Source organism: Calothrix anomala FACHB-343 (assembly GCF_014696435.1).
In the GTDB taxonomy this organism is placed as follows: Bacteria; Cyanobacteriota; Cyanobacteriia; order Cyanobacteriales; family Nostocaceae; genus Aulosira; species Aulosira anomala_A.
In genome coordinates, this window is the sequence record NZ_JACJQG010000012.1 from 44,521 (window position 1) to 64,433 (window position 19,913).

Consider the following 19,913-nt stretch of genomic DNA (forward strand, 5'->3'; position numbering starts at 1 on the left):
GCAGAGTATAGAAACATGTTGGTTCAGAAAAATGGAGTTAACAAAGCAATTTAAAGAGCTTTTGCCTAAAAGTATTGCTGAACTTTTTAGTGAATATAAAATAATTTATAGAACCTACTATCACTGGCTTGATAAAAAAGATGTTACTGGAATTATTATTATTATTTCATACATCATTAGAATCACCATTGTAAATTTTTTTTTAGCTAGAAAGACAATTCTTTTTTATCCAGATAAGCCTTATCCAGGGACAGTAATATATAAAATATGTCTTCATTTAGGGTACTCTATAACCAATGACCCTACTAAAAAATTTGATTTGGCTTTTAAATGGCAGGATTCAACGTTTTCACAACCAGATAATTTTTTACAAAAACTAGCCGCTCGGACTGAAGTTTTCAATATTAATTGCAATGATATTAGCAAAAATCATGTTGATAAAATATTTAAAGATATTTTTGGCTATAGTTCTCTAGTTGATCCTTTTACATTTAAAGGGAAAATAGTTCGTAAATCTAACATGAATGCTACTCATGATGGCAAGATTATAGATGCCCCGTTAGAAGAAACTGAAAGTGGATACCTATATCAAAAATTGATTCATAACGAAGTAGATGAAAATTTTGTCCAGGATATAAGAGTAACTATTTTTAAGGATAAAATTACCTATTTAGCCCTTAAATACAGACCTATTCAAAATCGTTTTAATATAAAAAGTTATGCTAAAATCTCTGCGCCAGAAGAGATATTTACACAGGAAGAAATTAAAAAAATAATTAATTTTGCCCGCACAATAGGTCTGGATTATGGCGATTTAGATATTCTCAGAGATAGGGAAGACAATAAAATCTATATCATTGATGCTAATAATACACCTTGGGGACTGAATTCCGATCATATGTCGAAAAGCTTAGAAAAAATAGCACTAACCAAATTAAGCAAATCATTTAAGATAATATTTATAGATTCAAAGACTAATGCTTGTGCATAAGTTTCCATTGATAGTATTAAGCATCAGCTGTTAGGCATTTAAATTGTATGTTTTGCACTGAGGTTGTCAAAAATCCAGAGTCTAGAGTCAAAGGCTTGATCTCTATTTTGTCACTCTCAAAAAACAATAATCAAAGCCAAATTCTGAAATTTTGATTTCATCAAGCATTGAGAGGATGTTTGGCTTACTCATTCATCCGCAAATGGTATAACTTGGGATGATAGCATTCCCAGTCTGGGACTGGGAACGAGAGAATCTCTCACATCTGTATCTAAAAGAAATTTGGCGCTAAGTTTACACCGATGGTATTACTATGCGCCTACGAAAAATCTATATGTATCAAGATTTTCGTGAATTGCGATCGCCAGGGGAAATGTTTGCTATTTTCCCCCGAACCTCCCCATGAGAAAAAATCTCTCTGGCAACAGTACTGAGGAGGTAATGAGAGGATAAAATATGTAGCGGTTTTGCGGGAAATCGCGATTAGTAATGATTGAGGTTAATTCCAGCTTCTTTAGCCATTGCTTCTATACCTTTGATTTCCAAGGTTTTAATTGCTTTGGTAGATAGCTTGAGTTTAACCCAGCGATTTCCACTTGGCCACCAAACGCGCTTGATTTGCAAGTTAGCTTGCTGAAGGCGTTTAGTACGGCGGTGGGAGTGGGAAATTGCAAAGGCGTTATTTGCCTTTTTACCTGTTAGTTCGCAGCGACGAGACATAGCCTGTTTCTCCAGATTGCTATTTCAATACAACCTTTCTATTCTAAGAGGTTTGTGATGAAGATTTGGATCGGGAAATGGGAAAATAGATAAAATATCCCAATTATCAGGTTACCAGGATTGTTATCTTTCAGAACGGGAAACCCCCGCCCCGATAATTTGTCATGATTGATGCTACAGCATATTTCAGGTAAATGAGGTACGCGCTTCGGGGCATGGCAGTGCCAATGCCCCTACAATAAATGATTATCTGTACCTCACCAACTTATAATTCGCTGTAAGAGATTTACTTACTTACCTGTTCTGTGAGTTTAGTAAGTACTTCGTTTGACCGTTCGACAAAGGATTTCATCCCTTCAGCGTCAAATCCTTTTTGTGACATGAGGGCTAAATCGTAGACATGTTGGCAAATCATGTTCGCTAGTTGGGCGCTGGGAGATAAGCCCTCACCTTGAATAATGCTACCTTGACTGAGATTAGCTAAATTTTGAATTAGGGGGTGTGCGGTATTTACCAACAAAATATGATCTTCGGGGAATTCTGTGGTTTGCTGCTGCATCATGGCGTTCATTTCCCGCAAACGACGCAGAATTTCTGGTAGCAATACCACTGCTGGTGGAGTTCCTTGGGGATTATCCGATTTTAAAGCTTCGGTACGGATATTGACTTTGGGTTTGTTGAGGGCTTTCTCAAATAATTCTTTGATGACTTCACTCTTGGTTTTGTTGGTTGTCGGATCTACGATTTCCCCAGATTTATCTTGATCCAACAGGGTATTATCTAAGTCGGAATCTACACGGGTAAATTTAACATCGTTATATTCCCGTTCCAAGAAGTTGATGAAATGGGTATCAATGAAGGAGTCCATAAATAGGACTTCTAATCCTTGATTTTTGTGTAATTCTACGTATGTAGCTTGGGTCGCTTCATCGGTACAGTAGAATACTTTGTTTTCGTGGCGTTCTTTGTTACGTTCTAAGTACTCTTTGAGTGTGGTATAAGGTGTGCTGGTAGCTAAATTATCTTTGCTGGATGCAGATGGAGTCACATCTTGCCAAACATCGCCTTCAGCAGATTGTACTTCTACGGCTGGAGTATCTGCCGTTTTTTCAGCAACTTTTGCGGTAGTGCGGAAAACGATGATGTCTTCTACTTGTTTTTTAAACTTGTCATCGTTGAGTACGCCAAATTTAACAAAAGTGCCTAAGTCTTTCCAAGCGCTGATGTATTGTTCGCGGTTGTCGCGGTAAAGTTCCTTAAGGCGATCGCCTACTTTTTTGGCAATGTAGTCACCAATTTTGCGGACAGTGCGATCGCCTTGCAATGCACTCCGGGATACATTAAGGGGAATATCGGTACTATCAATTACCCCTCGCATGGGCATGAGGAACTGTGGGATAATTTCTTCACAGTTGTCACTGACAAACACTTGGTTACAAAATAGCTTAATCTGACCTTTTGTGACATCAACATCCGGTCTCATTTTGGGAAAATACAAAATCCCATTAATAATGAAGGGGTAGTCAGTGTTGAGATGTACCCAAAGTAGGGGTTCTTCTTGAAACGGATAGAGATAGCGATAGAACTCTAAATAATCTTCTTTGCTGAGGTTATTTGGAGATTCCCGCCAAGGTGCTTTTTGTCTATTTAAGACTTCACCATCCAGTTTGATGGGTACTGGCATGAAGTCGCAATAAGTTTTAACAAGATTTTTGATTCGTGATGATTCTAAATACTCTTCTTCTTCCGCTTGCAGGGTGAGGGTAATGGTAGTACCGCGAGTTGTGCGGGATGATTCATCTAAGGTGAACTCTGGGGAACCATCACAACTCCAATGTACTGCTTGCGCTCCTTCTTGGTAGGAGAGGGTATCGATTTCGACTTTTTGCGCCACCATGAAGGAGGAGTAAAAACCTAGACCGAAGTGACCGATGATCGGCTGATCTGATTTTCCTTCATATTTGTGAATAAATTCTTCCGCACTAGAGAAAGCAACCTGATTGATATATTTTTTTACTTCCTCTGTTGTCATGCCGATACCATTATCGGAGATAGAGAGGGTTTTGTTGTTTTTATCTATGGCTATTTCAATTTCTGGTTCGCCAATCTCTCCCGCATAGTCTCCGGCGCGGGATACCATTTTTAGCTTTTGAATTGCGTCTACAGCGTTTGATACCAGTTCCCGCAGAAAGATTTGATGATCTGAGTACAGGGATTTCTTGATGATGGGAAAAATATTCTCAGTATGAATACTGATAGTGCCTTGTTCTAGCATGTTGGGTAATCTTCAATGCAAGGATCTAAATGATGAATATAGCAAATACAACTCACCCCTCTGCTTCTAGGAGCGATCCGGAAAATGGATCAGGGGATGATACCAATTAGGATTTTAAATGTATAACTTAGGCGATCGCTTGTTTTTTCAGCATTGTTTCCCCCATACTGAGATGCGGATTTCCCTACCCTAGAGCAAGAATAAGCATGTTAACCATTGAATTTGCACATTGAGACGGTAGGGGAGCAAGGAGCAAGGGAGAGGGTTTGCAGCTTTCACAAGCATAAAAATTGAGCAATTGAAATGATGATTAGCTTATTCAATCTGCTGTTAGTATGATTTCTTGTTCGTGTTATGATTTGGCGATCGCCAAACTAGAAAGTAACCAGAGAATTCCCCCAGCTAGCAAGACACAGACAATTCCTGCTACACCTGCTAGGGGTTTTTTGTTTTTACCCGTAAACAATTCGGATACTTTACCTGTGTAGGTAATTAGTTCTGCTGTGTCTAAAGTAGCGATCGCCCATACCCAACCAGCATGTAATCCCCAAGCTATACCTAAATTACCGCCATCAACTAACCTCGCCAATACCAACACCATCCCCATTAGCCACAGTCCTGGGAGTTGGGGAATGGTTTCTTTTTGTTCCCAAACTAAATGCAGCAGGGCAAAAATGACGCTAGAAATGACTGCTGCTAACCAAATTGGGTATTGTTGAGTTAACTCTGTGATTAAGAAGCCGCGAAAAATTAATTCTTCGATAGCACCTACTAATAAGGCTATCAAGGGAATTGGTAGTAAGTTGGCTAGTACTAACTTGTTATTTTCTGTTTGCCATTGGCACCAACCTAGCAAGAATTGTCCAGCAAAGACAATAGCTAGGCTAATTACTCCTAAGCCAAAGCCAAAAAGTAAAGAAGTGAAAAGGGAAAGATTAACAACCAAGCCATAATTAGCGAAAGATCCTCCAGCGAGAGAATTCATACCCCATAAAATCAATGGTGCTAATAAATACAGGGGTATTAATAAGGGTAGCTTTTGTTCGGGTTGTAAACTTTTACCAGGTTGCCATTTAAGTGCGATCGCTATTACTACTGCTATTGGTAACCAACACAATACCCACAAGCTAAAAAAAGCCATCACTACAACTAATACTGGTGCATCTTTGAGAAATACCAGTAGAGTGTCGGCTGATGGCTGCAACAATGTGATAAAAATAGGCACAAAAAACACGACTAACTTCTTGCAACAATAGATTTCTTGATTTTAATCAAGACTCTAATAAAATTAGTCACTTATGCAAGAGGTATAATCGTATTTTTTCCGATACGACAAGTTTTCCAACGACAGTGGTCAGTTTGTTATGTTGCTAGAGATAAGTTATTCAGCATTAGCTTTAACCTATCCCTATCATCAAAACAACTTAATCTTCGTCGTCTTCTAAATCTTCTTCGTCTAAATCGTCAACATCTAAATCTGCTGAGGTTAATTTTTTGTCACTTTCACCAAGTTGAATCAAGTGAATGTGCTTGTATCCTAAGCGGATTTCAAATTCATCACCTGGTTTTAAGCCCATTGCTTTGGTGTATGTAGCACCAATGACAATTTGACCATTTTGATGAACGCTAACTCGATATGTCGGTTCGCGACCCCGGCCATCTTTGGGTGCTTCTGGGCTGAGAGGAATTCCTCTAGCAGATAGCAAAGCGTCATAAAAATCGGTGAGATTAACACGAACTTGATTATTCTTAGTGACCGTGTAATAGCCGCACTGCTTTGCTCGTTCTCGACGTGGTAAATTGGAAAGCTCTTTCACTTTAGCAAGCAATGCTTTTCCGGTTAATGGTGCGGTTGCAGTTTCAGTCATTATGCTCAAAATTTCCTTAATTTCTCCAAACTAACAAACGGTATCTTCTGCCAGAATTTAGCCTTTTAGCATCTGCACAGAGCCAATCTGGTCATGACATTTTTGGGTAAATTCCTGCTGCTATGAGTAAGCCCAAGCACCTCTTTTATGGTTGCCCATAAATAGATTGGAGGCCCTGGTAATCGCAGGCATTAATTTTGGTGATTTTACGTCACTTTTAACCAGGATTCGCCAACGAAAATGAAATTATTTTTTCTTTTGGCGCTAATGTAGCGGTGTAACTTTAAGCCACCTTTACAAATTTTGTGGGTTGTACTGCAATCAGTCCAATAGACCAATAAATTGCAGATTTTCCACTATCAATGCTTGCCATTATTGCCCTTAAGTTATAGGGTTTACCCTAATATTACTCTGAGGCTTTAGACAGCATGAGATTTGAATATGGTCATACAGGCATACACCCTTTTGGCCTGCTAGTAGAGACGTAAAATTTCTTGTCTCTACATTACGAGATCAACAAAGCAGTAGTAGCCGCGCTTATACGGCTCTTGATACTGGTTTTGTTCCTGCGTAATTTTATATTAAATACTAGCATGGACTAATAATAGCAAAATAGTTGTTTTATTTATAATTAAACTTACTGGTAAATTTTTATGGAAATCTCTTAGCTCCAGGAATTAAAAAACGATGAGGATTTTTCTTGCGCTTGATTGGGGTTATGAGGATTGTAGCCGTGGTTTTCTCAAAATTACTTTAATTTAGACTGTGAGTTTTGACAAGTGAGTTTATCTCAGATTTCCTTGATTGTGAAGACACAAAAAGTTATGAGGATGTCCCTCCCTATTATTAGACAACGGACAAAAAGCAGGCAGAGGATTCTTTTCGTCTGTCTAGGGGAAGATTAGTTTTTCTCCATCTGTCTATTGCATTATTGCCACTACTAGATGTTGATTATGGCTGTCACAGTTATAAATCTACAAAAAGTTCGCAATTCATAACCTTTTGAGCTATCTATACTCTCAGGTCGTGACTGCTGTTGACATTAAGATGTAGTGCTAACCTCAGGTAGATTTCGTTTGTTAATTTTTGCTAGGACGGTAATTTACACAAGTCCATCTGTGGCTAATCATTTCTCACCTATGCTGCCAAACAGGTCAATCAAATGTAAAGCAGTAATAATTTTTTTGATGTAGGCTCAAGAGAACTAGACAAATATTACCTGCCTGACCTAAAAAACGAAAATCTTAATGGTTATCCTCAAACTAGTAGAACTCTCAAGTAAGTCAAAAGTCACTGATTCACAAGTCAAAAGACTTTGATTCTCGGCTCTAGTCAGGTTTTAAATGGTGGGCTGATTGACGTGCTTGCTGTAGTGGTACTTCTGTGTCTGATGCAAAATATCTTGCGGAAAACTAAGCTAGAGGTAGCTGCAAAATTGATCATACTTTGGGATCGCTCAGTATCAGGGCAAAGACAAAAACTTATATTTTAGTATTTTGAGGTATTTGTAGGGATGACTCGATTGCTGGGTTACTGTACTAGAATCAGTAGGTCTTTAATCATCAGCCTATTAACATCTAGTTCTCATCCAGGGCAACAAGAGTATAGCCGATTTTTCACAGTCACCTGTCTGTAGTTGAAGTTGCTCAGGTAGGTAGGAGAATTTAAAAATTTTGGTTGGTAATATATGGAAGTTCTGTTTAAGGTTATTCGCCAGCAACACAATTCGTCTCCTGTTTTACAAACTTACCTTTTAGAGGTAGAACCAGGCAATACCATATTGGATTGTCTCAATCGGATTAAATGGGAGCAAGATGGCACTTTAGCGTATCGCAAAAATTGTCGCAATACAATTTGTGGTAGCTGTGCGATGCGAATTAATGGACGCTCGGCTTTAGCTTGTAAGGAAAATGTTGGCAGTGAAATTAGCAGATTACAAAAAATGCGATCGCCTGCGTTTTCTGACAATACCATTCCCGAAATCACGATCGCTCCTCTGGGAAATATGCCAGTCATTAAGGATTTAGTTGTGGATATGAGCAGCTTCTGGAACAATTTAGAAGCGGTGACTCCTTATGTCAGCACAGCAGCCAGACAAGTCCCCGAAAGAGAATTTTTACAAACTCCCCAAGAGCGATCGCTGCTCGACCAAACTGGTAATTGTATTATGTGTGGTGCTTGCTACTCAGAATGCAATGCCCGGGAAGTTAACTCAGATTTTGTCGGCCCCCATGCACTCGCCAAAGCTTACCGAATGGTAGCTGACTCCCGCGACCAAGACACCGAAAATCGCCTAGAAAATTACAACGAAGGGACTAAAGGAGTGTGGGGTTGTACCCGTTGTTTGTACTGTGATTCTGTCTGTCCAATGGAAGTAGCACCACTAGAACAAATTACAAAAATTAAACAAGAAATTCTCACTCGCAAGCAAGCCAGCGATGGGCGCTCAATTCGTCACCGAAAAGTGTTAGTCGAACTTGTGAAAGAAGGCGGCTGGATCGATGAACGTAAATTTGGTTTACATGTTGTCGGCAATTATTTTCGCGATCTGCGCGGATTACTGAGTTTGGCACCTTTAGGTTTAAGAATGATCGCCAAAGGCAAATTCCCACTTTCCTTTGAATCTTCTGAAGGTACACAACAAGTGCGATCGCTCATTGAAGCTGTGCAGGAAACTGTAGAGGCTAGGGGCTAGGAAGATAAAGCAGGGGGCAGGGTGCAGGGGTACAAGGAATTTTAGATTTTAAATTTTAGATTTTAGATTCAAACCCAATCCAAAATCGCAAATCCAAAATCCAAAATTGAATTGCCCAATGCCCAATGCCCAATGCCCAATGCCCATTGATTCCCTCACCTTGGATCTTGAGGGACATTAATCGGTTGTCCGAAACGGTTATAAACAAAAATATCCCATTGCCCATTATTAGTAGTTTCAAAAGCAATTCTGGTACCATCAGCGCTAATCGTGGGATTGCGGACTTCTGCTTGCAAATTCGCAGTTAAGTTCCGCGATTGGCGTGTTTCGCGATCGTAGAGGACGATCGCCGATCGCCCTTGACGACTAGCAGCAAAAACTAGATAACGCCCGTCTTCAGATACGCTGGGATGAGATGCGATCGTATCTAAGGAATTTAAACCAGGTAAATCAACTAAATTACCAGTTATGCGATCGAATAAGTAAACATCTTGGCTACCCCGTCTGTCACTAGTAAAAACAATATATCTGCCAGCCATTTGCGGGTTTGATTCAGAGGCTAAACTGTTAAGACTGCGCCCACCTGGATCGAACGGGTAACTCAAAAGGCGGGGATAGCCAAAACAGCCAGTCAATAAACTTGCGCAGGCAATTACAGATATAAAAATAGATTTTTTCATATAGCAGTCATTAGTCATTAGTAAATCTTGACATACTCCCCAGCCTGAAGGCATGGGGATTCTGGGGTCAAACAGCAATTGCTGGCGTAGCCAGTCTGACATCACCTAACCCAACAGTCGATGCCCCGACTGCACAAATATTACGACTGGCGTTTTCATCTCTTCCATTAATTGACTGACAGGAAGGACAACGCCATTCTCTAAGGGACAAATCTAAACTCTCTAGAAGGTGCCCACAACTAGAACAAGTCTTGCTACTGGGATACCATTGGTCGATGAAAACAACCCTCTTTTTCTTGTTTTTGGCAACCCATTCTAGAATTTGAAGAAACTCACCAAAACCCAAATCTGATATCTTCCTACCCCAAAGCCGTTGCATTCCTTTGAGGTTGAGCGTTTCAAAACAGAGAATATCAAACTTGTCTGTTAACTCATGGGCTAACTTCCAAAACCAGTCCCGCCGACGATGAGAAATCTCCTCATATTTGCGGACTAAATTCTTCCTTGCTCGTTCTCTATTTGATGAGCCTTTTAACTTTTGAGAATGCTGCTTGCTGGCTTTTTTAATAGCATTGAGCGACTGCTGGAAAAATAGGGGAGATTCAATTTTGGAGCCGTCCGAGCAAGTGAGGAATGTCTTTAACCCAAAGTCAAAGCCAGCGATTTTACCTGTCTTCACTTCAACTTCTGGGTTGCGACAATCGTCAACAACCAAAACCATGAACAACTCACCTAATGGGGTGCGTTTAATAGTTAGGGTTTTGACTGTTCCCTCAATCTCTCTCGACCGACAAAATTGATAAACACGCAGGCCAATTTTTACGCTGTTCCCACCCAAAAACTTATAACCTGCTTGCTTGAGGGTGAAAGATTTGTATTTCTTAACCTTCTTAAACCCCGGTGGTCTTACTCCTGTTTTGTTGTGCTTAAAAAATAACTGGTAGGCTTTTTCGATGCGTTGACAAATATCTTGTACTGCCTGAGAGCCTACCGATTGCCACAGAGAATTACGCTTTCTCAATTTGGCAATATGTGACTGAAGTTTTGCGCTGGGTAAATGCTTGCCAAACATCCGATAGTACCGTTTATGTAGGGCAATGCAATGGTTATAAATCACCCCAGCAGCGTTAATTGTGCGTTTTAGATGTTTATTGCGCTTGTGTTGGTAGAGCTTAAACTTCAGTGTCTTCATGCTAATATTGTACTGCAATAATAAGTACAAAGCCATGACTAAAGTTCCTTTGACAATAAGAATTGAAGAATCAGAGATGAAGATTCTTAAAGCGTTTTGCGATCAAACTGGAAGAACTCAAACAGACGTTCTGAGGGAAGCGATCAGGAAGCTCAAGATCAAGCCGTGCTAGAAGCACGGGGCTTTAGACACAGTTTCTTGGTAAATAGTCTAGTAACTAATAACTCATATTTTTTCTAAAGTAAGCCAATAAAAATCAACCAAACTAGCTTAATAAAGCTTAATAAAATTGAAATCTTTACCAATGACCAATGACAAATGACCAATGACAATACATTACCTATGGTGCTGTAGGTGGTGGAGCGACAGTGGCACCATTAGGAATATCTAACTCAATATTTGGCCCCCGGTCGAGAACTTCAATGTCCCACTGACCACGGCTAGCGGTTTCAAATACTATGTAACGCCCGTCTGGGCTGATTCCTGGTTTTCTCACCCAGCCGCGATAAATTGGTGTCATAATTTGTGACTGTTGGGTAGCGCGATCGTAAAGAGCTACAACAGGTCTTCCTTGGTCGCTAGTTAAATAAGCAATATAACGTCCTGTATAGCTCAGGCTAGGACTTTCAGCAATAGTTTCCGGTCTATTTAAGCCTGGAGTCTGTATAAAACTTTGCCTTTCTAAGTCGTATACTAAAATTTGGTGACTGCCATTGCGATTAGAAACAAACCCTAAAAACCGCCCATTGCCACTCAAACTTGGTTGCTCTTCTGTGTAGCGACTGTTGAGAGAAGTAGGGCCAATTGGTATGTTACCGGAACTGCAAGATCCAAGCACAGTTGCCAAGCTAAAAACTAGGCTCCAATGAATCGGTCTTTGGAGCCAAAATACTGGTGTAACTTTTTTCACCTCACCTTATTTCCATCGCCCCTGACAGTTTTAAATATCATCAAAATTGTTGGAATCATCAGAATTTACATCTGGTCGTTCCAGAGGTTTATATTCTACGTAATCAGTTGGTATCGCCTCATCATCATTACGTTCTCTGCGTGGAGCTGAATCGGTAGCTGGACGGCGTCTCCTTGGTCTGGGTGTGACATCTTCATCACGGGGTTCGGAACGCTGTGGTCGGTTATTTGGACGACGAGAAGGTTTTCTGACTTCTGATTCCGAACTGTCCCAATCATCAACTTCTCTCGAAGCCGAACCCCAGTCTTCTTGTTCCAAAGTATCTGCGGGACGGCTCACAGAACGCCCAGAATTACGGCGTCGGCTTCTATCCCCTGAATCTTGTTTGTCACTACTACTAGGACGTTCTGAACGTCGGGGAGATGAATCTGTGTAGTAATCATCACGCGAGGAACGCTCTTCTCTGCTAGCTCTAATTCGGGGACGTACAGGGCGTTCTTCTTCCTCATAAGGTAGGGGATCTAAATCATCATCCACCTCAGCTTGATACCCTTGTCTTCGCCGCCTGTCATAAGTATATTTATTGCTGACCTCTCGCTCTTCATCCACAATTGGAGTATTGCGCTTGGCTTGTTGAGTCGCAATACTACGCAAGCGAATACTTTCGACGGCAAAAAATACAGTTGTACCCACTAAAAGTAGCTGACCAAATTGCAAAATTGGGTCTAGTCGCCAACCTTGGAAAATTAAAATAAAGCCGCAAAGTAAGCCTACTGCTGCAAAAAATATATCTTGATCTCGAGACAGCTCAGGACGCACAGTCCGCAAAAAATACAGTGCTGCCCCAGACACAGCCAGGAAAATTCCTAGAATACTGGCTGAGTTTGTCCCAAAATTTACCTGAGCCAGAATACTGACTGAGTTCAGCCCAAAATTTATCATTGATCTATATCCCAATATCAAATCTATGTTAGCGAGTCACAATTAAAATCACTACTCTAATTAGGCACAATAATATTTAAGCTTCAAAGCATCAGGTAAAGAAGCTTTGAAGCTATTCACCACAAGCTAAACAATTTTGTGTCTGTCAGCTAAGTATACCCTGTCTCTTGTAAGAGAAATTGCTGTGTACGCTGCAATTAGGTATATAGCTAACAGACCAGCAGTTATCAGAGTCAAACTGACTCCTGCCAAGATTATGAACGTTGGATTTTATCTTTTTGGCTAATGAAAATCAAACCAACTGTCGCTGGAATAACGACAATCACAGCACCCCAAAACAGACTCCAAAGAAAATTTGCTAAAGCAGGTGTCATAGTTCTCAACCATTTTTTACATACTTCATCATAATTCTAATGGTGTATCAGTTCCTTGAGAAGGCACTAGATCGTGAGATACAACACACCAGTCCCCTGGTAAATGATGAACTGAACGCTCGCATATATTTACTTTTCAATGCTTCAAAGGAAGTGACAGCATTTGGTTAAAATTATAGAGAGTGCTTTACAATGCTTAAAATTTTTCCAATCTCGCCCAGGTTTTTTCTGCGTTCACAGATAGTACTTCAAACTAATGACTGGTGTTAACCTAATTACTTGGATTCTCAATCCTTTATTGGGATTGATGATATTTTTGTTCATTTTTCGCATCATTCTCACTTGGTATCCGCAAGTGGATCTAAATCGGTTCCCCACTAATCTTGTAGCTTGGCCTACCGAACCCTTTTTAGCATTGTTGCGAAAGCTAGTACCACCCATCGGTGGAGTAGATATTACCCCGATTATTTGGGTCGGGATTTTCAGTTTGCTACGGGAAATTCTCCTTGGTCAGCAAGGATTACTTACCATGATGTCGCGTGTAAGTTAGAAATTGGGCATGGGGGAGGCAGTGCGTTGGACGGGTTTCCCGGCTTGAAGCAACTGCCGTCATTGGGCAGGGCGCATTGAGGATTTGTTTTGCTTTTCCCCTAGTGCCTTATCCCTAGCCCCTAGCTCCTTAGCTTTTTAACTCTTGTACAAAATTAGTGTAGACATTACCTTGCAAGAACTGTGGGGTTTCCATAATTCTTTGATGAAAGCCAATAGTGGTAGGCAATCCGGTGATAGCACACTCCCGTAAGGCGCGTTTCATGCGGTTAATGGCGGTGGGACGGTCGGGGCCCCAAACAATTAACTTACCAATGAGAGAGTCGTAGTAAGGGGGGATTTGGTAATCGGTGTAAACATGAGAATCGATGCGCACGCCCGGGCCACCTGGTGGAAGATAGCCGCTAATGCGTCCGGGAGAAGGACGGAAATCATGATCTGGGTCTTCGGCGTTAATTCGGCATTCAATTGCATGACCTTGTAACACTACTTGGTCTTGAGTCAGCTTAAGTCTTTCTCCTTGAGCGATGCGAATTTGTTCGGCAACCAAATCTACTCCTGTAATCATCTCTGTTACAGGATGCTCAACTTGAATCCGGGTATTCATTTCCATGAAGTAGAATTTACCCGATTTATCTAAAAGAAATTCAATAGTGCCTGCCCCAGTATAGTTAATATACTGGGCAGCTTTGATCGCTGCTTGTCCCATTTTCTCCCGCAGTTCGGGGTCAATAGCAGGGCTAGGAGCTTCTTCCAACAGCTTTTGATTGCGTCGCTGAATTGAGCAGTCGCGTTCGCCTAAATGAATGACGTTGCCGTAATTATCTGCCAAAATTTGAAATTCAATATGGCGTGGACGCTCAATAAATTTTTCTATATAAACGCCAGAGTTGCCAAAGGCTGCACCAGCTTCTCCTTGCGCTGCCAGGAAGAGTTTCACGAAGTCGCTTTCACAAGTGACTAGGCGCATACCCCGGCCGCCACCACCTGCTGTGGCTTTAATCATCACCGGATAGCCAATTTCTTTGGCTAGTGCTAATCCTTCTTGCTCAGATTCTACTAAACCATCACTACCCGGTACTGTAGGTACACCAGCTTTTTGCATGGTTTCTTTGGCTGTGGATTTGTCACCCATTAAGCGGATGGCTTCGGGGGTGGGGCCAATAAAGGCAATATGATGGTCGGCACATATTTCGGCAAACCGGGCATTTTCAGCTAGGAAGCCATATCCAGGATGAATGGCGGTAGCATTCCGGGTTAAGGCGGCAGCAATAATGTTGGGAATGTTCAAATAACTTTTACTGCTGGCAGGTTCGCCAATACAAACCGCTTCATCGGCAAGTTGTACATGTAGCGCATTACGGTCAACAGTGGAGTGAACAGCAACTGTTGCAATTCCCATTTCCTCACAGGCTCGGAGAATACGAAGGGCGATTTCTCCCCGATTGGCAATTAATATTTTGTCAAACTTCATTTTTTAGCTTCGATATCTGTACCAGTAGATTGACATTCTCTCCCATTCAACTTGCAACAATGCTTTCCGCCTTATTTCAAATTATGACAGGAGATTCCCCAACCTCTTCCCAAAAAGGTGCATAAACCCTCAGAGTAGTTTCCCCAAGGGCAGGATTTGGCTGAGTCCGCCTACGGGGTTTAACTAGATTAACAATATTGCTACTGTTAGTCTCTTGCATTTACCTGAACTAGGTTTGTGCAAGCTTACCCTGCATCCCACGTTGGCTTACCTTTTTTAATATCTCTCGTGATGTGACTATATTTCTGTCCATCTGATATCCACTAACAGAAAATTTATGCTATATTCTATGTTCAGTGATAAAACCGTGCGGATGTGGCGGAATTGGTATACGCGCACGCTTGAGGTGCGTGTGGCTTTGCCTTGCGAGTTCGAGTCTCGCCATCCGCATTTTTAGTGCATAGTCAAAAGTCAAAGGTCAATAGTCAAGGGTGAAAAACCGGAGCCTATTGGCTTTTGTTGTTTGTCATTGGTCATTTGTCATTTGTCATTTGTCATTGGTTTTGACTATGGACTCTTGACTCTGGACTATTGACTATTGACAAGCCTATTATAGAAATAGATGAACTTTTGTAAAGAACATTGACTGCAATCTTTAAACCGACAGACAACTTAACATTGCCAGCAGCATGGCATCGTCTGACTCCGATTTGGCAAGGTGGTGAGGATGTCATTAAGCAAAGTTTACCGCATTCAAAGCTGGCTCCTACTTGGCAAATGCTACTTTTGGGTGATGGTTCGCCAACACGCCATTTAGAATTGCTCACGGGCGAGCCGACGGAAGTAGATGTGATTGATATGTCATTGATTGGTATGGATGCGGATGCTGCTCCTGATTTGATTCAAGCTGTACCTGGCCCGAGGTTGAGGCGACAGGTTTGGCTGCGGACTGCTTCTGGTCAGCGATTGGCTTATGCTACTTCTTGGTGGGAAGCTAGTCATGTAGATGAGTATTTGCAAAACCGTTCATTACCGATTTGGGCTAGTTTAGCGCGGCTGCGGACTGAGTTGTATCGGGATGTACAGGGAATTTACTATGGCTATTCGCCTGCTTTAGAGTCTGGTTTTGGGGTGAAAGGGCCTTTTTGGGGTCGCCATTATTTGTTTTGGCATCACGGACAGCCTTTGACATTAATATATGAAGTTTTTTCGCCTTATTTAACTAAATACTTAGGGCCGATGCAGCTAAATTCTAGCGATCGCTAATCACCTACAATTACAAGCATCAGGTTTTTCTGGAAAGGTCTACTACTCTTTCTCAGATACAAGGTTGGGTTGAAGGTAGAAACCGAAGGTGGCTTCCCGCAGAGTATTGAAACCCAACAAAGTATGAAAAATGTTGGGTTTCGTTCCTCAACCCAACCTACTAGCGCGTCTAATCTAATTTGTTGGGTTAAGTAATTAATTATCATGATTGCATTTTAGTTTTTGAACTTGATGAACACAACATTTTAGAATTGCCACGCTACTACACTGATAAAATCAATTACGGTGTGAGAAAATCTAAATGGTCGCCTGGTAAGGAACGTAACTCTTCTACTTTTCCTTCCATTTTCAATTTTCCCTTTTCCAAGAAAATAATCCAGTCGGCACGCTCAATTACCCTGGGACGGTGGCTGATAATAATTGTAGTTTTGCCTGTTCTGTAAAATAGCAGTCTATCTAAAATTTCTGATTCACTACTGGGGTCAAGTCCGGCTGTAGATTCATCTAAAATTAGTAGGGGTGGATTATGAACTATGGCGCGCGCTAGTGCTAGTCTTTGTCTTTGTCCACCAGAAATATTAGCGCCAAATTCTCCTAAAACTGTTTGATATGTGTCAGGTAATTTACTAATAAATTCGTCAGCGAGGGTAATTTGACAGGCGTTGACAATTTCTTCAAAACTGACATTTGGAGAACCTAAGCGGAAGTTTTCAATAATTGAGCGACTCCAAAAATGAGCATCTTGGGGGACTAGAACTACTTGTTGTCGTAATGATTCTAAAGATAAATCTTGCTGGTTATAAATGCCATAGCGAATATTGCCAGATTGCACTGTATGTAAACCAGCAATTAATTTGGCTAAGGTACTTTTACCACAACCTGATTTGCCAATTAAGGCAATAACTTTACCCCCTGGAATGGTGACGGAAAAATCTTCTAATAAGTCTACTCTACCAGCATAATAAAAGTTCAATTTGCTACAGATAATATCTGTATTATCGGAAATGTTTGCCCAAGGTTTCTGTGTATCTAAAGAAGCTTCAGGGGTACTGTCTATCACTTCTTGAATGCGGCTATGAGCAGTTTGTACCTGGGCAAATTCATCGACAACATCGATAATAAAACTAAATAAGCCAGTAACATTACTAGTCAGGCTTGAAAATGCTAGTAATTGACCTATAGTTAATTCTTTACTAATGACAAGTTGACTACCAAATAATAATAGAACTGTACTGCCAATATTAGCAACGAGTCCAGAAAATTTTTGGTTAATAATTTCAATTTGGATGGTTGTTAAAGATAATTTAGTCAACCGCGTAAATCGGCTTTGTAATTCTTCCCAAAACTGTGCCGCACTCGTAGTAGTTTTCAGGGTTAATGCACCTTTAAAAATTTCTACTAACACACCTTGATTTTCAGCATCTAAAACCATGTATTTACGGGTTTTTTGTTGCACAATAGGTAGAAATACAATTGTACTAATGCTCATTAAAAAGACAATTATTAAAGAAAATAATGCTAATTTCCAACTGTAATAAAACATTAAACACAAGCAGACTATAGCCATAAATAATTTGGTAGGAAAGCCAATTACTGCTTGGGCGATAAAACTATTAATTTTTTCAATATCTCTGACTCTGCTTGATACTTCGCCACTACGACGGGCTTCATAGTATTTCAAAGGTAAATTTAAGATTTTTTGCCCAAATTCTAACATCAGCTTTAACTGTAAGCGTTGAGCAAAATTAGCAATCAGGATATTTTGCACTAACTCTAAGCTACTGTTAACAATGTGCATTACAATTACTGCTAATACTACAGATATTAGCAAATCGTAATCGCGGCGGACTAACACATCATCAGTAAGAATCTGCACCAGGAAAGGAGAGGCTAAAGAAAGTAAGCCGATTAATTGGGAAATTACCAAGGCTTCTATAATCACACCTCGGTGTGGCAAAATACCCTGAATAAACTTTTCAAAAGTATTAACTTTGTCATCTGGTTCTGCAAAAAAACGATTTGCATCTGGTTGGAGTAATAAAACGACTCCATTTTGCCAACCCTCAATTAGTTCCTGCTGAGACAGATAACGAATACCTATTGCGGGATCGCCAATAATATATTGTTTACCACGCTGTCCATACAAAACTACCCAATGATATCCTTGCCAATGGATAATCGCAGGTAGTGGCATTTTTGAGAGATTTTTGAGAAAATTTTCTGATGCTTTGCCAGTTCGAGTATAAAGACCTAAAGCTTCTGTACCACGTCTTAAACCTAGCAAAGTAGTTCCCAGTTGACCGCTACCTATAGCTTCGCGGATACGGTTTATAGTTAAGTTACGTCCATAAAATTTGAGAATAGACGCAACACAAGCTGCACCACAGTCTTCTTCACTGTGCTGCATTATAACTGGGTATTTCTTCATAGTTAAAATTTAGTTTTTATGTGGCGATTGATCCTAAAAATTAAATGATTATATAGCTGTTATATTTGATATTGTAATTTTTCATGTCAAGTTTTTAACTTGAGTGTAGTTGATATAGATAGTAGCAAGATAAAAACACTCAACAGACAGCTTTTTTCCCTAGCTCAACGAATGCAATAAACTTTCTTATATAATCGTAGCCGCGTTTTTTGGAAGTAGATTTTAATGAATTTTGATTAATAAATTTTTATTTTTAATATGTAAGAATCCAAAACCTAAACTAGTTAAGACATCAGCTGGCTGTAAATATTAGCTAAAAATATAGCTTTTACAACCAGCTAATGCTATTGTATGCATAAGCCATTAGATTAATAAGGCGATATAGAGTGCGGCTATCCCTATTAGCCGCGTCTCTTCCTCAAGCTTATGCGATCCATTTTCAATTACACCCAAGGGACTATTGGGACTGGCAAATCACAAAACATCCAAATTATTTTTTGTGGGATGGAATTTTTGTCTTTCCAAGGTAAGAATAAGACAAGATTCTTGCACCACAAAGTTAGATGATTGATTGTTGCTATACCCTTGCCTTGATTAATGGTGAGGATGGGGAGGCTCGTAAGGTTTATGTACTGGGGGCTGGGGTGCTGGATGCCATTTCCACCATTTCTTCTTCAAAAGCAAACCCAGTAACAAGAAAGTACCACCAGAAATTGTTGCTTGATTTTCATCAGACAATTCAGAAAGGCAGCTTTCGTCAATAGACAACAATTTATTTTCAGAGTCGATCATCATGATAAACTTCCTAATTTTGGAATGTTAATTTTGATGTTGATGAGCCTTTAAACATTTTTATTAATTACAGATTTTAGAAAATTTATCTGCAAATAAACAAAAATGTTTGCATAACATAAATTGCCAAAAGATTAAGCCAAAATGGCTATTTTTTTGAGCAATTACTGTTATTTCGTAAGCTCATGGCTATAAAACTACAGCATCTTCAAAAAAAAGTACAGTCTTTTTGAAGTTTTTAAATACCATGCTTTTAAGTAATAATTTAAGCATGATTTATTCAGCGATCATCGGCAGTCAACAATAAATATATATAGCGTTAATAATTGATTATTAAAGGATTCCGCAGGTTTGAATATTTATCTTTTCACTAGTGATATTTCAATTATCTAATGTTTGTTTTTATACATAAAAACACGTTTATTTGTTGTAAAAATAAAATATGAAATTTAATAAATTTTTGCCAACGATAAAAAAATATCCAGGATAATATATTTTTTTGTGATAGAAAAATAACGGTTCGCAAAGAAGAAATAATCTAAAGTTGTGATGTGGAAATGTGGGATTTTATTTGCAGGTACTTTAGTACTACAAATTAAGTGTGTGTAAAAATTTTGTTTAATTTTTTTAACTTATTGACTATATGATTAAATAACAAGTAGGCTGTACGACCATCACTTTTTGATGCCATAGTAGAAAAATTTTGCTAGATGGTTAGTCAAGAAAATAAATTTTGTTCCATATTTTTTAACCTATT

At 39.8% G+C, this 19,913-nt stretch carries 17 protein-coding genes and 1 tRNA gene; 6 read left to right on the top strand and 12 right to left on the bottom strand.

The annotated features are described in order from the left end of the window. Window positions 1-31 precede the first annotated feature (31 nt). The gene (locus tag H6G08_RS08885) at window positions 32-991 is read left to right on the top strand and encodes an ATP-grasp domain-containing protein (RefSeq protein ID WP_190540620.1); all 960 of its coding nucleotides are present in this window, start codon (window positions 32-34) and stop codon (window positions 989-991) included. A 483-nt stretch (window positions 992-1,474) separates the two neighbouring features. Here H6G08_RS08885 and rpmB read toward each other — a convergent pair whose 3' ends face one another. The 4 genes from rpmB to H6G08_RS08905 all read right to left on the bottom strand — a co-directional run bounded on the left by rpmB (window position 1,475) and on the right by H6G08_RS08905 (window position 5,854). Beyond that, window positions 1,475-1,711 carry a 50S ribosomal protein L28 gene (rpmB, locus tag H6G08_RS08890; protein WP_096644563.1) on the bottom strand — a complete coding sequence of 79 codons (237 nt, stop codon included), beginning with the start codon at window positions 1,709-1,711 and terminating at the stop codon, window positions 1,475-1,477. A 286-nt stretch (window positions 1,712-1,997) separates the two neighbouring features. After that, window positions 1,998-3,986: a molecular chaperone HtpG gene (htpG, locus tag H6G08_RS08895; RefSeq protein WP_190540622.1), complete on the bottom strand. Its 1,989-nt coding sequence runs from the start codon at window positions 3,984-3,986 to the stop codon at window positions 1,998-2,000. A gap of 352 nt (window positions 3,987-4,338) precedes the next feature. Further along, window positions 4,339-5,220, bottom strand: a complete 882-nt coding sequence (locus tag H6G08_RS08900) for a CPBP family intramembrane glutamic endopeptidase (protein WP_190540624.1) — start codon at window positions 5,218-5,220, stop codon at window positions 4,339-4,341. Between the two features lie 190 nt (window positions 5,221-5,410). Then, window positions 5,411-5,854, bottom strand: a complete 444-nt coding sequence (locus H6G08_RS08905; protein WP_096644565.1) for an AbrB/MazE/SpoVT family DNA-binding domain-containing protein — start codon at window positions 5,852-5,854, stop codon at window positions 5,411-5,413. 1,687 nt (window positions 5,855-7,541) lie between these two features. Between H6G08_RS08905 and H6G08_RS08910 the strand changes: the two genes are divergently transcribed. Further along, complete coding sequence (locus H6G08_RS08910; protein WP_190540626.1) at window positions 7,542-8,549, top strand: succinate dehydrogenase/fumarate reductase iron-sulfur subunit; 1,008 nt, start codon at window positions 7,542-7,544, stop codon at window positions 8,547-8,549. Between the two features lie 155 nt (window positions 8,550-8,704). On the opposite strand, the gene H6G08_RS08915 is transcribed toward H6G08_RS08910, so the two are convergent. Both H6G08_RS08915 and H6G08_RS08920 read right to left on the bottom strand, forming a co-directional pair. After that, on the bottom strand, window positions 8,705-9,229 hold the full coding sequence (locus H6G08_RS08915) for a TolB family protein (RefSeq protein WP_190540773.1): 525 nt from the start codon (window positions 9,227-9,229) through the stop codon (window positions 8,705-8,707). A gap of 67 nt (window positions 9,230-9,296) precedes the next feature. After that, a complete protein-coding gene (locus H6G08_RS08920; protein ID WP_190540776.1) occupies window positions 9,297-10,421 on the bottom strand; it encodes an RNA-guided endonuclease InsQ/TnpB family protein in 1,125 nt (374 codons plus the stop codon). 76 nt (window positions 10,422-10,497) lie between these two features. Between H6G08_RS08920 and H6G08_RS08925 the strand changes: the two genes are divergently transcribed. Beyond that, a complete protein-coding gene (locus H6G08_RS08925) occupies window positions 10,498-10,593 on the top strand; it encodes a hypothetical protein (RefSeq protein ID WP_242045746.1) in 96 nt (31 codons plus the stop codon). Window positions 10,594-10,761: 168 nt separating this feature from the next. Here the strand turns inward: H6G08_RS08925 and H6G08_RS08930 are convergent, their stop codons facing one another. From H6G08_RS08930 to psbX, 3 genes are all read right to left on the bottom strand, one after another. Further along, window positions 10,762-11,331, bottom strand: a complete 570-nt coding sequence (locus H6G08_RS08930; protein ID WP_190540630.1) for a TolB family protein — start codon at window positions 11,329-11,331, stop codon at window positions 10,762-10,764. A 30-nt stretch (window positions 11,332-11,361) separates the two neighbouring features. Continuing rightward, on the bottom strand, window positions 11,362-12,273 hold the full coding sequence (locus tag H6G08_RS08935) for a Ycf66 family protein (RefSeq protein ID WP_190540632.1): 912 nt from the start codon (window positions 12,271-12,273) through the stop codon (window positions 11,362-11,364). A gap of 254 nt (window positions 12,274-12,527) precedes the next feature. Then, entirely contained in the window at window positions 12,528-12,647 is a 120-nt protein-coding gene (gene psbX / locus H6G08_RS08940; RefSeq protein ID WP_086681980.1) for a photosystem II reaction center X protein, read from the bottom strand. A 256-nt stretch (window positions 12,648-12,903) separates the two neighbouring features. On the opposite strand from psbX, the gene H6G08_RS08945 reads away from it, so the two are divergent. Continuing rightward, window positions 12,904-13,197: a YggT family protein gene (locus H6G08_RS08945; RefSeq protein ID WP_190540634.1), complete on the top strand. Its 294-nt coding sequence runs from the start codon at window positions 12,904-12,906 to the stop codon at window positions 13,195-13,197. 129 nt (window positions 13,198-13,326) lie between these two features. Here H6G08_RS08945 and accC read toward each other — a convergent pair whose 3' ends face one another. Further along, window positions 13,327-14,670 carry an acetyl-CoA carboxylase biotin carboxylase subunit gene (gene accC, locus H6G08_RS08950; RefSeq protein WP_190540636.1) on the bottom strand — a complete coding sequence of 448 codons (1,344 nt, stop codon included), beginning with the start codon at window positions 14,668-14,670 and terminating at the stop codon, window positions 13,327-13,329. Between the two features lie 369 nt (window positions 14,671-15,039). Here accC and H6G08_RS08955 point away from each other — a divergent pair. After that, window positions 15,040-15,120: transfer RNA gene (locus tag H6G08_RS08955), tRNA-Leu, on the top strand. Window positions 15,121-15,312: 192 nt separating this feature from the next. Next, the gene (locus H6G08_RS08960; RefSeq protein WP_190540638.1) at window positions 15,313-15,936 is read left to right on the top strand and encodes a chorismate lyase; all 624 of its coding nucleotides are present in this window, start codon (window positions 15,313-15,315) and stop codon (window positions 15,934-15,936) included. A 280-nt stretch (window positions 15,937-16,216) separates the two neighbouring features. Here the strand turns inward: H6G08_RS08960 and H6G08_RS08965 are convergent, their stop codons facing one another. After that, window positions 16,217-18,364, bottom strand: a complete 2,148-nt coding sequence (locus tag H6G08_RS08965; RefSeq protein ID WP_190540640.1) for a peptidase domain-containing ABC transporter — start codon at window positions 18,362-18,364, stop codon at window positions 16,217-16,219. A 594-nt stretch (window positions 18,365-18,958) separates the two neighbouring features. Next, entirely contained in the window at window positions 18,959-19,159 is a 201-nt protein-coding gene (locus tag H6G08_RS08970) for a hypothetical protein (RefSeq protein WP_190540642.1), read from the bottom strand. Window positions 19,160-19,913: the final 754 nt, after the last annotated feature.

Excerpts from the sequence above, each read along its gene's own strand:
- H6G08_RS08885 (WP_190540620.1), top strand. The coding sequence starts at position 32 with ATGGAGTTAACAAAGCAATTTAAAGAGCTTTTGCCTAAAAGTATTGCT.
- rpmB (WP_096644563.1), bottom strand. The coding sequence starts at position 1,711 with ATGTCTCGTCGCTGCGAACTAACAGGTAAAAAGGCAAATAACGCCTTT.
- htpG (WP_190540622.1), bottom strand. The coding sequence starts at position 3,986 with ATGCTAGAACAAGGCACTATCAGTATTCATACTGAGAATATTTTTCCC.
- H6G08_RS08905 (WP_096644565.1), bottom strand. The coding sequence starts at position 5,854 with ATGACTGAAACTGCAACCGCACCATTAACCGGAAAAGCATTGCTTGCT.
- H6G08_RS08910 (WP_190540626.1), top strand. The coding sequence starts at position 7,542 with ATGGAAGTTCTGTTTAAGGTTATTCGCCAGCAACACAATTCGTCTCCT.
- H6G08_RS08915 (WP_190540773.1), bottom strand. The coding sequence starts at position 9,229 with ATGAAAAAATCTATTTTTATATCTGTAATTGCCTGCGCAAGTTTATTG.
- H6G08_RS08920 (WP_190540776.1), bottom strand. The coding sequence starts at position 10,421 with ATGAAGACACTGAAGTTTAAGCTCTACCAACACAAGCGCAATAAACAT.
- H6G08_RS08925 (WP_242045746.1), top strand. The coding sequence starts at position 10,498 with ATGAAGATTCTTAAAGCGTTTTGCGATCAAACTGGAAGAACTCAAACA.
- H6G08_RS08935 (WP_190540632.1), bottom strand. The coding sequence starts at position 12,273 with ATGATAAATTTTGGGCTGAACTCAGTCAGTATTCTGGCTCAGGTAAAT.
- psbX (WP_086681980.1), bottom strand. The coding sequence starts at position 12,647 with ATGACACCTGCTTTAGCAAATTTTCTTTGGAGTCTGTTTTGGGGTGCT.
- H6G08_RS08945 (WP_190540634.1), top strand. The coding sequence starts at position 12,904 with ATGACTGGTGTTAACCTAATTACTTGGATTCTCAATCCTTTATTGGGA.
- accC (WP_190540636.1), bottom strand. The coding sequence starts at position 14,670 with ATGAAGTTTGACAAAATATTAATTGCCAATCGGGGAGAAATCGCCCTT.
- H6G08_RS08965 (WP_190540640.1), bottom strand. The coding sequence starts at position 18,364 with ATGAAGAAATACCCAGTTATAATGCAGCACAGTGAAGAAGACTGTGGT.
- H6G08_RS08970 (WP_190540642.1), bottom strand. The coding sequence starts at position 19,159 with ATGATGATCGACTCTGAAAATAAATTGTTGTCTATTGACGAAAGCTGC.